The sequence below is a fragment of the Pedobacter heparinus genome, from assembly GCF_032678725.1.
Taxonomy (GTDB): domain Bacteria; phylum Bacteroidota; class Bacteroidia; order Sphingobacteriales; family Sphingobacteriaceae; genus Pedobacter; species Pedobacter heparinus_A.
In genome coordinates, this window is record NZ_JAVTSC010000012.1 from 1 (window position 1) to 13,548 (window position 13,548).

Annotated in this window: 10 protein-coding genes; 7 read left to right on the top strand and 3 right to left on the bottom strand. The window is 43.4% G+C overall.

The annotated features are described in order from the left end of the window. Positions 1-2,576 (top strand): T9SS type A sorting domain-containing protein (locus R2Q85_RS17480; RefSeq protein WP_316813081.1); only part of this gene is annotated, 2,576 nt, incomplete at its 5' end. A gap of 76 nt (positions 2,577-2,652) precedes the next feature. Here the strand turns inward: R2Q85_RS17480 and R2Q85_RS17485 are convergent. Both R2Q85_RS17485 and R2Q85_RS17490 read right to left on the bottom strand, forming a co-directional pair. Further along, entirely contained in the window at positions 2,653-3,402 is a 750-nt protein-coding gene (locus tag R2Q85_RS17485) for a glucosamine-6-phosphate deaminase (protein ID WP_316813082.1), read from the bottom strand. A gap of 93 nt (positions 3,403-3,495) precedes the next feature. After that, complete coding sequence (locus tag R2Q85_RS17490) at positions 3,496-4,920, bottom strand: Gfo/Idh/MocA family oxidoreductase (protein WP_316813083.1); 1,425 nt, start codon at positions 4,918-4,920, stop codon at positions 3,496-3,498. 196 nt (positions 4,921-5,116) lie between these two features. Here R2Q85_RS17490 and R2Q85_RS17495 point away from each other — a divergent pair, with 196 nt between their 5' ends. Genes R2Q85_RS17495 through nagA form a run of 3 tightly spaced genes read left to right on the top strand, consistent with a single transcriptional unit; the run spans position 5,117 to position 8,910 of the window. Beyond that, positions 5,117-6,442: a sugar MFS transporter gene (locus tag R2Q85_RS17495; RefSeq protein WP_316813084.1), complete on the top strand. Its 1,326-nt coding sequence runs from the start codon at positions 5,117-5,119 to the stop codon at positions 6,440-6,442. A 52-nt stretch (positions 6,443-6,494) separates the two neighbouring features. Next, positions 6,495-7,715, top strand: coding sequence for a Gfo/Idh/MocA family oxidoreductase (locus R2Q85_RS17500; protein ID WP_316813085.1), 1,221 nt, complete (start codon positions 6,495-6,497; stop codon positions 7,713-7,715). Positions 7,716-7,722: 7 nt separating this feature from the next. Continuing rightward, positions 7,723-8,910 (top strand): N-acetylglucosamine-6-phosphate deacetylase, encoded by a 1,188-nt coding sequence (nagA, locus tag R2Q85_RS17505; protein WP_316813086.1) that lies wholly within the window; start codon positions 7,723-7,725, stop codon positions 8,908-8,910. A gap of 3 nt (positions 8,911-8,913) precedes the next feature. Here the strand turns inward: nagA and R2Q85_RS17510 are convergent, their stop codons facing one another. Then, positions 8,914-9,936 carry a LacI family DNA-binding transcriptional regulator gene (locus R2Q85_RS17510; RefSeq protein ID WP_316813087.1) on the bottom strand — a complete coding sequence of 341 codons (1,023 nt, stop codon included), beginning with the start codon at positions 9,934-9,936 and terminating at the stop codon, positions 8,914-8,916. Positions 9,937-10,204: 268 nt separating this feature from the next. On the opposite strand from R2Q85_RS17510, the gene R2Q85_RS17515 reads away from it, so the two are divergent. The 3 genes from R2Q85_RS17515 to R2Q85_RS17525 all read left to right on the top strand — a co-directional run bounded on the left by R2Q85_RS17515 (position 10,205) and on the right by R2Q85_RS17525 (position 13,499). Then, a complete protein-coding gene (locus R2Q85_RS17515; protein ID WP_316813088.1) occupies positions 10,205-11,218 on the top strand; it encodes a hypothetical protein in 1,014 nt (337 codons plus the stop codon). Positions 11,219-11,699: 481 nt separating this feature from the next. Continuing rightward, a complete protein-coding gene (locus tag R2Q85_RS17520; protein ID WP_316813089.1) occupies positions 11,700-12,293 on the top strand; it encodes an RNA polymerase sigma-70 factor in 594 nt (197 codons plus the stop codon). A gap of 69 nt (positions 12,294-12,362) precedes the next feature. Then, the gene (locus R2Q85_RS17525; RefSeq protein WP_316813090.1) at positions 12,363-13,499 is read left to right on the top strand and encodes a FecR family protein; all 1,137 of its coding nucleotides are present in this window, start codon (positions 12,363-12,365) and stop codon (positions 13,497-13,499) included. Positions 13,500-13,548 lie beyond the last annotated feature (49 nt).

Below are 13,548 nucleotides of genomic sequence, written 5' to 3' on the forward strand. Positions count from 1 at the left end.
GGACGTCAAGTGTGATCAGTAATAAATATCTGATCTTAAAGAACCTGGCCATTACCGGGACTACAACTACTGCTCCGGTTTCAGACTGGGCGCTGACGACAAACCAAACCGGGACGACAGCAGGTAAGGTAATAGCGGATGCGCAGACACTAGCCGGGCTTAAAGTAAACAACTATATTTCGGGAAACGGGGGACAGCGTATTTTACCTCTGGATGGGAACTGGCCTGCAAATACCGGCCCCGATAGCAGCAGGTATGTGCAATATGCGTTAAGCCCGGCTGCGGGGTATAATTTTGTGGTAAGCCAGGTTAAAATCCCCTTAAGTTTTAATTCTTCGGCTTATGCACATGCACGCATCTGCTGGTCAACAGATGGAACCACTTTTACCAATTTAAATCCGGATGTAACGCTAACATCTGGTTCAGTTCCTGCGCTAACTACATTTGCAAACCTGAATATTCCAGTTCCAGATAACGGCACTTTTTACCTCAGGGTTTATCCCTGGACAACCAGTGCATTCAATGATGGCAGATACCTGGTCTCAAAAGATGTTTCGGTTAGTGGGAGTATTGAAGTTTGTCCGCAGCTGGCTTTTCCAGGTGCCGAGGGTGGCGGCCGTTATGCCAGGGGCGGAAGGGGTGCTGAGGTATACTATGTAACCAATCTTAATGATAATCTTGCGGGGAGTTTGCGTGATGCCGTGTCTCAGCCAAACCGCACGGTAATGTTCAAGGTATCAGGCACCATTAACCTGCAAAGTGTCATTTCCATTACAAAGGACAACATTACCATTGCAGGGCAAACTGCCCCGGGCGATGGTATCTGCTTAAAAAATTATGGTTTGGGAATACGGGCCAATAACATTATTGTGAGACACATCCGCTCCCGGCCGGGCGATGTGATCACTGTGCCTGGTGATTCCTCTAAGGTGGTGGACGCCATGTATAACAATTTTGGAAATCCCATTACTCAGCCTTTTAACAACATCATTGTCGACCATTGTTCCATGAGCTGGTCTACCGACGAAGTGGGATCTTTTTACGCTGTCAGGAACTTTACGCTGCAATGGAGCATGTTAAGTGAAAGTCTGTATCAATCTCTTCATACAAAAGGTACGCCTCATGGCTACGGAGGGATATGGGGAGGCCAGAATGTCTCCTTCCATCATAACCTGCTGGCCAGTAATTCCAACAGGAACCCACGTTTTTCTGGCAGCACTACTACTTTGCAGCCTGAGCTGGAGTATGGAGATTTCAGAAATAATGTGGTTTACAATTGGGTGGGCTCGCCATATGGAGGTCCAGGGGGGCACTATAATATGGTGAATAATTATCATAAGGCCGGACCGGCAACCACCGGTGCTGCAACAAGCTCTGCTACTAACCGAAAAAACAGGATTTTGCTATATACCAGTTACAGTACAACTCTGGCAGGAGATACTGTATTTGGAGGGAAATTCTATGTGAGTGGAAACTATGTACATGGGTTTTCAGACGTTACTGCGGATAACTGGACAAAGGGGGTACAGCTGGACAGTTATTACAATGCGGCGGCCATGAAGGCTGCCGGGCAGGCGTTAACACCATTTCCCTACGCGCCAGTGGCTACGCAAACTGCAGAAGATGCTTTTAATGCTGTTATGAACAGTGCAGGGGCCATTCTGCCACGCCGGGATACGGTTGACAGGCGGATCATTAAAGAAACCCGTACAGGTACTGCAACTTATGAAGACAATAGCTATGTAGCCAGTGGTATGGTGCATCCTTCCGGTATCATAGATAGCCAGAATACAGTTGGCGGCTGGCCGACACTGAACAGTACAACATATCCAATGGATACGGATAACGATGGCCTGCCCAACTGGTGGGAAAAGATGGTTCAGGGTTCTGTATCCGATTCCATAGGTGTAGATAAAAATACTTATGGCACAGATGGCTATACCATGCTCGAAAAATACCTGAATGGCATACCTTCGCCCGATCAGCAGGTTTCCTACCTCGGAATTGACGCCCAGAAGGGAGGGTTGGATACCGTTAAGGTCAGTTTTCATATAGACTGGGCGAAAGATCAGTTTAGGCTGGGGCTGTATAGATCGACTGACGATATTACATTTGAGAAGATTTCTGAAGTTATTGCATCAATCAATGAAACCGCTTACCTGATGAAAGACAATGCGGCACCTCATCAGCTGGTATACTATAAGATCGGGAGTAAACGCATTGACGATACTGGAGATATAGCTTATAGCAATACTGTAAGCATTGACAATCCTTTACTGGTAGTCCGTAGTTTAAGTGTTGCTAAAATGCCTGATACCATTGGAATAAAAGCAGTTAAAAAGCTGAAGATATACCCGAATCCGGTTTCAGGGATCTTAACTGTTCATCATCCTAAAGCCAGTCCATCGGCCATCATGAACATTTACAGTATAATGGGTAAAAAAGTAATTAGCAGAACTGTTCAGACTGGTTTACAGCAAACAGAAGTTGATGTTACTCAGCTTCCACAAGGTTCTTATATTATTGAATTCAACAACATCAGCTCCAGGCAAAATGGGATGTTCGTGAAAATATAGGGCGGTTGCAATTTAAATGTCTAATTGAATCGGTATTGGTAAATAAAAAGCGCTTTCCTAAGAAAGCGCTTTTTATTTATGCTTCAGTAAGCAATTCGGCGGAAGCCTTGTCGAAGAAAAATCTGCAATCCGGGTGCAGCTGCAAAATGCTTGAAGGATATTTATTACTAACTGGTTGTTCCAGGCTATCCTTTACGGCCTGCGCTTTTCTGGAGTCGGGTACAGAGCAAATGATGTGTTTCGATTTTAAGATCTGTTGAACAGACATACTGATGGCTTGACCTGGTACATCCTCAATGGTTTTAAACCAACCTTCGCCGAACTGCTGTTTCCGGCACTGTTCATCCAGATTTACCACCAGGTACGGTCTTTTGGTCTCAAAATCTGCAGGCGGATCGTTAAAGGCGAGATGGCCGTTTTCGCCAATGCCCACCAATGCCACATCGATCGGGTTTTGGGTTATGATCTCTCCCAGACGTTTGCATTCTGCTTCAGGGTCGGTTTCCCCGTTTACCAGGTATGCGGCTTTTAAAGGCGATACTTTTTCCAGAAAACGTTCTTTCAGGTATTTTCTGAAGCTGGCCGGTGCCGACTCTGGTAAGCCAATGTATTCATCCAGGTGAAACATGGTTACTTTGCTCCAGTCAATATCCTCTCTGATCAGTTGATTTAAGGTTTCAAACTGGCTTGCCCCAGTGGCAAGGATAATGTTTGCTTTACCATTTTTAACAATGGTTTCCCTGATCAGGGCTGCAGCGGCTTTTCCGGCTGCTATTCCCAGTTCAACAGGGTTGTTTGTTACACTTGTCTCCATTTTTATTGTCATTCGTATTTATATTATATGAGGGATTTTACAGGCAATATTCAGCCCTTCTGACATATGCAGTCCCGTTGTTATCATTTTATTTGTATTATTTTTCTAAATCACAGCCGTAGTTCCTCCTTTTGACAGGGAGATGTCTACTGGTAAGTTCTTTTTCCAGGATCCGCCTGTAAAGTCTGGCACATCGATAGAATTGGAACGGTTGTTTACCGACCATTCACTCAATGGAAGAATGGAACTCCACAATGCGGCATCGTAAACATCCTGGTCAAGCGGCAGGCCATTGCGCAGGCAATCTATAGTCCGCCAGTCCATTAAAAAGTCCATGCCCCCGTGTCCACCTACCTGTTTGGCCATTTCACCAATTTTTCTTACCAGGTTTGGTGTATATTTCTCTTCCAGTGCTTTCATTTCATTGGCCGACAACCAGCCCTCGTGGCTTGTTGATACGCGACCAGGTTCAGGATATTTTTGTGCCGTGCCTTTAGTTCCACTTACCAGGTGCAAACGGGAATATGGTCTTGGAGAAGTCACATCGTGCTGTACCATAATGGTTTTGCCCTTATGCGTTTTAATAGTGCTGGTATTCATGTTGCCATTATAGCTCTTTCCGATAAACTGTTTATAAGCAGCATCCTTAGTGGCAAGCGTGTTGGCCATTTCATTCATCATAAAATCATCGCTCGAAACGGATACCAGGAACTTCATCTGGTCACCACGGTTGATGTTCATGATCTGGCAAACCGGACCTAATCCGTGAGTAGGGTATAAATTGCCTTTATGCTTGATGTTTTCCTTCAGCCTCCATTGGTTGTAATTTTTGGTTTTGGAGAAATTGCCTTCCAGGATATCGTGTATATATGCCCCTTCAGCATGTATAATTTCGCCAAAAAAACCTTGTTGTGCCATGTTAAGGGTAAGCATTTCAAAGAAATCATAACAGCAGTTTTCCAGCATCATGCAGTGTTTTTTTGTCCGCTCAGACGTTTGCACCAATTGCCAGCATTCTTCAAGCGAAGTGGCTGCCGGAACTTCTGTACAAACATGTTTGCCATGGTTCATGGCATAAAGGGCTATTGGGGTATGCAGGGCCCAGGGAGTGGCAATGTAAATCAAGTCAATATCATCCCGTTCGCATAATTTTTTCCATGCATCTTCGGTTCCGCTGTATAATGCAGGTTTATAGGATGTCTTTTTTAAAGCTTGAACGGCAGTATTTACTTTTTCCTGGCGGATGTCGCACAATGCATTTATGCTGACGCCTGCAATACGCGTCATCCGTTTTACTGCTGCACCACCGCGGTTGCCGAGGCCTATATAACCAATGCGTACGGTATCCAGTTTAGGGGCCGCATATCCACTCATGTTGAACTCCTGTTTATGTTCCTTGCCAGCCAGCTTTATGGTCTGCTCCGAACTGGGTAGCTCCCTGCCGGTATATGCAGATAAAATGCCCGAACCTGCCAGGCCGAGGCCTGCCATACCACTAAGTTTTAAAAAATCTCTTCTGTTGTTCTTCATTAAAGTATGATTGAAATGATCCTTGAGTTTTATTCAAAGCTATTAAATGACTTTTAAGAAAAGTGCGTAATCGGGTAATAAAACAGCGAGAACGTTATCGATAACGTTTCCGCTGTTTTATCTGTTTTGCAGTCTTTTATTGTAGAGGTATATCCTTAGTTTCGTTATTGAAAACTTTATAAATAATCAATTCGCAATGACAAAACAAGTCAGTTCCGTAGCCGTAAGTTCACTGAGTAAGCGTGATACATTCCTATCCATCCTGATCATAGGATTGCTGTTTTTTATCTTTGGCTTTGTTTCATGGGTAAATGCGATACTGATCCCTTATTTTAAGATAGCCTGTGAACTGACCAATTTCCAGTCTTACCTGGTTGCCTTTGCTTTTTACATTTCTTATTTTGTGATGTCGGTGCCTTCTTCTTTTCTGTTGAAGAAACTGGGTTTTAAAAAGGGGATGATGATTGGTTTCTGGACGATGGCTGTTGGTGCGTTTATTTTTGTTCCGGCAGCGTATACACGCACTTATGAAATATTTCTGCTGGGCCTGTTTTCGCTGGGGGCAGGGCTAGCCATCCTGCAAACCGCAGCCAATCCTTATATTACGGTTTTGGGGCCGAAGGAAAGGGCTGCCCAGCGCATTAGTATTATGGGGATTTGTAATAAAGGAGCCGGAATACTTGCCCCTTTATTGTTTGCTGCAGTGATTTTAAAAGCAACAGATGGCGAATTGTTCAAAGCTTTGCCGTTGATGGACGAAACCACAAAAAACGCGGCATTGGATGAGTTGATCAGAAGGGTTATAGTTCCCTACACCTGTGTTGGAGCAGTGCTTATCGGTCTGGGGCTTATGGTGCGTTATTCGCCCTTACCAGAAATTGATACAGAACATGAAACCGACGATGTAGCGGTTGCAAATTCAGGGAAGACGAGTATCTTTCATTTCCCCCATCTGATACTGGGGGCTGTCGCGATTTTTCTGCATGTGGGTACCCAGGTTATCGCCATTGATACGATTATCGGGTATGCAGGTTCTATGAATATTCATTTGCTGGAAGCCAAAATATTTCCATCCTATACTTTATTTGCTACGATTTGCGGTTATACTATAGGCATTATCATCATACCTAAACTCATCAGCCAGGTGAATGTGCTCCGCATCTGTACCCTGCTGGGAGCACTGTTTACTTTGCTGATCATTTTTGGGCATGGACCGGTACGTATTCTTGGGCATACTGCGGATGTTTCTATCTGGTTTGTGGTATTACTTGGACTGGCAAATTCCCTTGTCTGGGCCGGAATCTGGCCTTTAGCGCTGGATGGTTTGGGCAGGTATACCAAATTAGGCGCCTCTATTATGATCATGGGGCTTTGCGGTAACGCAATTATGCCACTTTTTTATGGGTATTTTGCTGATCTTTATGATATAAGAACAGCCTACTGGGTATTGTTCCCATGTTATTTATATTTAATATTTTATGCATTCAAAGGCCATCGCATCAGAAACTGGTCGTTGAACTAATGGATACTCAGAATTTAATATATTGATTTTTTCTAAAATAAGAGCTCATACAATGAAACCGGAAGAACTTTCCAGACGACAATTTTTAAGCCGCAATGTCATTGCCATCTCTGGTATGGCCTTAAGTTATGCGGGTATGCCATTATGGACGCAGGCAAATCCAAACAAAGGATTGATCAGGATCGGGTTAATCGGAACAGGGTCGAGGGGTACTGGTTTGATCAAACTCATACAGGGTATTCCGGAAATGCAGGTTGTAGCTTGCTGTGATCCCATTCCGGAACATCTGGCAAATGGCATGAAGCAGGCAGCTAAAGGGGCCAGATCCTATACGGATTACCGCAGGTTACTGGAAGATAAAAGTATCGATGCAGTAATTATTGCTACCCCACTTTACCTGCACTATCCAATGGCGATAGCTGCTTTATCTGCAGGAAAGCACATCTACCTGGAAAAGTCCATGACCTACGACATTGCCCAGGCTATCGATCTGGAAAAAAAAGTGAGCCAGTCTAACCTGGTTTTCCAGGTAGGCTATCAGTACCGTTACTATGGCCTGTATCATAAAGTAAAAGAAGTTATGGCCCAGAACTGGTTAGGAAAGATTACGCATTTTGAATGCCAGTATAACCGGAACTCCAACTGGCGTTTTCCGGTAAGTGACCCGAAAATGGAACGGGCCATCAACTGGAGGATGTATAAAGAATATTGTGGCGGCCCTTTATCGGAATTGTGTGCCCATGCCATAGATGCGGTCCATTACCTGACTGATACCCATCCTTTAAAAGTTACCGCTATGGGCAGCGTCAATTACTGGAAAGATGGCCGGGATACTTATGATAACATCAGGGCCATTTATGAATATCCTCAAGACATTAAAGTAAGTGTAACTTCTGTGCTTTCCAATGCGTATAACGGGTATGGTATCCGCATTTTAGGGGATAAGGCCACACTGGAAATACAGCGGGATAAAGCGTTCATTTATCCGGAATCCCTGAATAACAAGCGGGGAACTGTTGATGGGGTAACCGGAGCTACCATAGCAACCACCACCCAGGGTAAGGGCAACGAGCTGGTTTTTGAAAAGCCAGGGGAAAAATCTTTGGAACCAACGGTATATGCATTGAAAGATTTTGTAAATTGTATACTCAGCAAAAGTAAACCGGCTTCGAATGCAGCTACGGCTAAGGATTCTTCTATTGCCATTCACATGGGCAATACGGCCGCGGAGACAGAAATGGTACAAATCTGGAAACCAGAATATTCAAGCTAGTAAACTCATGGACCAAAAAAGGGTAAAAATATATAACGGGCAGTTCATTACGCCTTACCAGATCATTAAACAAGGAACCTTGCTGATTGCTGAGGGGAAGATCGTTGCCCTGGAACAAGGTAACCTGGATTTTCCGGATGCCCTGGAAATCGATGCCAGGGAGAATTATGTTGCACCTGGTTTTATTGACTTACATATCCACGGTGGTGGCGGCCATGATTTTATGGACAATACTGTGGAGGCCTTTTTGGGTATTGCAGAAGCCCATGCCCGTTACGGGACCACAGCCATGTGCCCAACTACGTTAACGAGCGAAAAGGAAGATCTGCTGGAAACGCTCCGGATTTACGAGCAAGCTGATAAACAGAATAATAAAGGTGCGCAGTTTATAGGGATGCACCTGGAAGGCCCGTATTTTGCATTGAGTCAAAGAGGTGCCCAGGATCCCCGTTATATCCGGGATCCTGATCCTGCAGAATATCAGGAAATACTGGCGTCCAGCAATATCATCAAAAGATGGAGCGCTGCGCCTGAATTAAAAGGGGCCATCGAATTTGGACGATATTTAAAGTCGAAAGGCGTGCTTGCGGCCATTGCCCATACGGATGCCATTTACGAAGAGGTGCTGGAGGCCTTTGAAAATGGTTATAGCCTGGCCACACACTTTTATTCCAGCATGTCTGGCGTAACCCGCCGCGAATGTTTCCGATATGCTGGAGTGGTGGAAAGTGGGTATCTTATCGATGAAATGGATGTAGAGATCATTGCAGATGGCGTTCATTTGCCTGCGCCTTTATTGAAGCTCATCTATAAAATTAAAGGGGCATCCCGTACGGCATTGATTACAGATGCCATGCGCGGAGCAGGAATGCCACCCGGAGAAAGTACCTTGGGCAGTTTAAAGAATGGGTTGAAGGTAATTATAGAAGATGGGGTAGCCAAGCTGCCAGACAGAAGCTCTTTTGCAGGCAGTGTGGCCACAACAGACAGGCTGGTAAGGAATATGGTACACATGGCGGATGTCCCTTTAGTGGAGGCTGTCCGGATGATCAGCAAAACACCTGCCAGGATTATGGGGCTTGAAGACCTTAAAGGTTCACTTATACCGGGTAAGGACGCAGATGTGGTGATCTTTGATGAGCAGATCAGTATTCAGCACACCCTAGTTAATGGGAGACTCATTTACAGCAGGTAAAAACTATTTTTTTCGCTTACTGGACTCCCTTATTATTAATTTTCCCGGTAAAATCACTTCTTCGCCGTGAAAATACTTTTTCTTGGTGATGTGTTTGAGCAGTAATTCGCAGCTTAGCTTGCCGATTTCGAAGGCTGGCTCTGCAATTGTAGATAAAGCAGGTGAGATAATGGCAGACATGGGGTCGTTTGTAAAGCCAATTACGCCAAACTCTTCGCCAACGCTGATGCCTTTGTTTTTTAAGCTGATCATCGCGCCGATTGCTTTTCTGTCGTTCACCGCAAAAATAGCGTCTGGTTTTTGTTTAAGTTCCATTAACTGCTCCGTGTCTTTTTCGCCATGCTCTTGTGAAAAGCCCGAGTAAATAATCCAGTCTTCATTCAAAGGTATATGGTGTTTGCTCAAAGCTGCCTTATAGCCGCTCAGTCGCGCTTCTGTAAAACTCATTCCTTTCGGGCCTGCAATATGGGCTATCCGGCTATAACCATTCGATATTAAATGTTCAACAGCCTCAAAGGCGCCATTATAATCGTCCTGTAATACTTTTGAAGTTTCAATTTCACTGGCCACACGATCAAAAAATACCACAGGTACACCTTCGTCTATAATCTCCTGAAAATGGCTGCAGGAATCGGCATCAGATGAGATGGAAACCAGTAAGCCATCCAGGCTGGAGGTAGCCAGGTTATCAATAATAGCCAGTTCCCTTTCATGCGAGTCATTGGTTACGAATAAAATAATGTTGTAACCATTGTTGTAGGCAACTTCCTGGATACCGGTAATCACTGTCGAAAAGTAGTAGTTGGTAATGAAAGGTAAAATAACACCTAAATTATGTGTGCTGCCTTTTGCGAGCCCAGTTGCATTGAAATTTGGTTTGTAATTCAGTTCAGCCGCCAATGCCAGGACTTTTTCTTTGGTTTCTTCATTCACGTCGTAGGTGTCCCTCAAGGCCCTGGATACCGTAGAAACAGAGATGTTTAAAATTTTTGCAATATCCTTTATCGTTACATTATGACGGGGCATAGAATTGGAATCGGGTTTAGAATGCTGGTAATTGTTAGTATCCGAAGTTAAACAAAAAAAGGAAATGCGCAATTGCTATAACGTAACATTTCCCACCCATGGACTATTACTGTACTTTTACCAATTCGTCTGTCTTATACTGCAATAAGTTTACATAATTTTATAATATTCTTGTTACCCGATACTGAAGCTACAAGAAATGGAACGGTCTGTGTACTTTCGTGCTACATTCCAAAAATAGGGAACCCAATCATTTTAATTCATTGATATGTCTAAGTTAAAACAGCTTTTAATTCTATCTTTTTGTGCCGTAACCTTATTTTCGGCATGTTCAAAAAATGAAAATCCTCAGGAAGATGAGCCGGATACGGATCCACATACAAGTATCATAATTTCCGGAGGAAAATTTAAACCGAATAGCAATGGATGGAATGATAGTATTCCGACGTACTGGGTAGATGGTATAGAAAAACAGTTGTCTAATTCTAAAATAAACCGTCAGTGGGCAAACTCATCTGCTATTGCAATCTCCAAAGCAGGAAAAATACACTTTATTGCCAGTGGTTGGGTAGATAACGGTATTGTTTCTCAGTATTGGATAGACGGTACAGAGCAAACTTTACCTTTATCACTTGGGGGATTTGTTCGTTATACTGCTGCTACAGTTCAAGATGAAAAATTCCATGTTATCGGGACACAAATAAATGATGATAAATACTGGATTGATGGCGTAGCGCAGTCATTTCCTAATGTAGAAGCATTTAGTGACATTTCACTTTCTGCAGATGGAAATTCTGTGGGTATTGCAGGCAGATCTACATCAGGTTCGGCGGTTTCCATTGTAAAAGGCGTAACAGCTGAAATACCAGGCAGGATCAGCGCTGACAAAATTGCGATAAACCAAGGCGGCGTTTATATTGTAGGCATTCAATTTGAAGATACAGCACCTTATAGTTTGAAATATTGGGTAGCTGGTGTAAAGCATGATCTACCCCATTCATCTCATGATTTTGCGAGGTCTGCTTTGGTAGTATCCAACGGTAAAGTACATATTATTGCCGAACTGTACGGCAGCAGCACTACTTACAAGTATTGGATAGACGGGATAGAACAAAGCCTGCCTACCGGAGTAACCGGTTTAAAAGATATTACTGCTTTTGAAGGTAAGATCTATATCCTTGGTTCGGCTTCTGGCCAACCTGCTTACTGGATAGATGGTGTTGCCCATGATTTTCCGGCTGCAATGGATTATGCAAACAAAATTATTGTAGTTAGGAAATAAGCCAAATTTACTTCCAATACCTGCGCGATATAAAACAAAAAAGCGATAGCATTATCTGTCGCTTTTCCCCAAAACACTCTACTTATACTTTTTCCATTGCTGGCTAATTTCCCCATGTTTTTGTTGATATGAGGTGCAGTTTCAATGGTTTTTGAGTGTTGTATTGTGAGGAGGTTGGATAGGGGAGGAACCATAGGGAACCCCTTTTAATACCAAGCAGGTAAGCTTACAACGCATATAATCGATTATTCTTTCTCATTACCAACATATCAAGCTCCCGCTATGCGGGGCATTCTTTTTATTTCCTCCTGTTTTATTTGATGTTAAGTGTGGATTCAAAGATTTTATGGAAGGATATATTTTTAAAACTTTGACTATTATCCTTTTAAATTGTTTTTTAATTTATATATTCGTTTACGTACCCTATGTTTGTTGAAAGTGTATTTGAGTTGATGATGACGTTAATTTTTCACAGGTAACCATGGATTCATTAAGCATTTTCACAGATAATGAGTTGTATCTGCTGCTGGCCGAAGACAATGAAGCGGCATTTACTATTTTATATCACCGGTATTGGAAGCGTATGCTATACAAAGCCGTTATCAAGTTACAATCTGATACTGATGCGGAAGAGGTTGTCCAGGATGCATTTACAGACATCTGGAAAAGCAGGCATAGCATTAAAATAAAAAATAGTTTTCATACTTATATTGCCGCAATCATACGTTACAAAGTGATGGCGAAGATGGCTTCCAATAAACGGGAGATAGCTGATCCCATAGAAGACGTGTATAAGTTACATGTAGCGGACAATGCTACCGAGCAATGGCTGGGTTTTAATGAGCTGCGGGATGAAATTGAAAAGTCGGTGAAAGCCTTGCCTGAAAAGTGCCAGTTGGTATTTCGGATGAGCAGGGAGGGGGGCATGAGCGATAAAGAGATTGCGCTGGACCTGAATGTTTCCCAAAAGACAGTGGAGGCCCATATTTCCAGAGCGCTCAAAGTGCTGCGGGTGTCTATTGATCAGTTTCTTGCAATTCTTGTCTTTGCAGTTGCGCTGATCACAAAAGCATAGCATATTTTATTTTTTTTTAATGTAGGGTAACCGTTGTTTCTTATACACTATATAAGAAACGATTACCTTATGAAAAGACCAACGCGATCACAACTAAACGAACTGGCCGATAAGTGGATGAAGGGCACTATTACACCTTTGGAAAAGGAACAGCTAGACAAATGGTATGATCTGGACACAGCAGAACCCGTTACCTGGGCTGCAAATGACACGTCTGAAGCGCAATTTGCGGCGCGCCTGTTGAGTAATATCAATGCAAAGAAGAAATCCACTTATTGGTCTAAAAGAAGGTGGCAAATTCCTGCTGCCGCAATTTTATTGATCACATTAAGTTTAGGTACATACCTGTATGTCTCCACATCAAATCCCAAAGCGCAGGTTGCAGTGCTGGATAAAAAAATCAGACCAGGCAAAAACCAGGCAATTTTGATTTTAGGCAACGGGGAAAGAATTATGCTTAGTGATGCCATAAATGGTGAAGTTGCCAGCCGATCGGGCGTTAAAATTACAAAAACCGCCGACGGACAATTGGTATATGACGCAACAGGTACCGCAAATGAGAACAGGCAGGTGGAATACCATACTATCGAAGCACCTGCCGGTGGGCAATGGCAGGTAAAGCTGCCTGATGGTTCTATGATATTCCTTAATGCTTCATCGAGTATTACCTATCCTACAAGGTTTGCTGGCCATGAACGAAAGGTACAAATGACTGGAGAAGCATATTTTGAAATTGCACCTGATAAGAAGATGCCATTCCGCGTGGCAAGCCGCGGGCAGACAGTTGAAGTATTGGGAACACATTTTAATATAATGGCCTATGCTGATGAAAAGATAACCAGAACTACGCTGCTGGAAGGATCTGTTAAGATCATCACTGGTTCGGAGTCAAAAATGCTAAAGCCGGGTGATCAGGCACAGCTATCGGGAAACCAACTTCAAGTGACAAGTGGAGTGGATATGGAGGATGCCGTGGCCTGGAAAAACGGCTACTTTAAATTTAATGAAGGCCTGGAAAGTATTATGGCAAAGATATCAAGATGGTATGATGTGGAAGTTGAATATCGGGATAAGCCTGGTTCTGATCTTACCTTTTCAGGAAAGATTTCCAGGTCCAGAGACATATCGGGGATTCTGAAGATGTTAGAATATACCGGCGATGTCCACTTTAAACTAGCGGGAAGGAGGGTGATCGTGACTAAATAAATAAGGGAAAAACCAAATCCCGACTGCCATCGGGACTTGGCGGATGTTG

What these genes read in the sequence shown, in the direction of transcription:
- R2Q85_RS17485 (WP_316813082.1), bottom strand. Translation starts at nt 3,402, where the DNA reads ATGACAATAAAAATGGAGACAAGTGTAACAAACAACCCTGTTGAACTG.
- R2Q85_RS17490 (WP_316813083.1), bottom strand. Translation starts at nt 4,920, where the DNA reads ATGAAGAACAACAGAAGAGATTTTTTAAAACTTAGTGGTATGGCAGGC.
- R2Q85_RS17495 (WP_316813084.1), top strand. Translation starts at nt 5,117, where the DNA reads ATGACAAAACAAGTCAGTTCCGTAGCCGTAAGTTCACTGAGTAAGCGT.
- R2Q85_RS17500 (WP_316813085.1), top strand. Translation starts at nt 6,495, where the DNA reads ATGAAACCGGAAGAACTTTCCAGACGACAATTTTTAAGCCGCAATGTC.
- nagA (WP_316813086.1), top strand. Translation starts at nt 7,723, where the DNA reads ATGGACCAAAAAAGGGTAAAAATATATAACGGGCAGTTCATTACGCCT.
- R2Q85_RS17510 (WP_316813087.1), bottom strand. Translation starts at nt 9,936, where the DNA reads ATGCCCCGTCATAATGTAACGATAAAGGATATTGCAAAAATTTTAAAC.
- R2Q85_RS17515 (WP_316813088.1), top strand. Translation starts at nt 10,205, where the DNA reads ATGTCTAAGTTAAAACAGCTTTTAATTCTATCTTTTTGTGCCGTAACC.
- R2Q85_RS17520 (WP_316813089.1), top strand. Translation starts at nt 11,700, where the DNA reads ATGGATTCATTAAGCATTTTCACAGATAATGAGTTGTATCTGCTGCTG.
- R2Q85_RS17525 (WP_316813090.1), top strand. Translation starts at nt 12,363, where the DNA reads ATGAAAAGACCAACGCGATCACAACTAAACGAACTGGCCGATAAGTGG.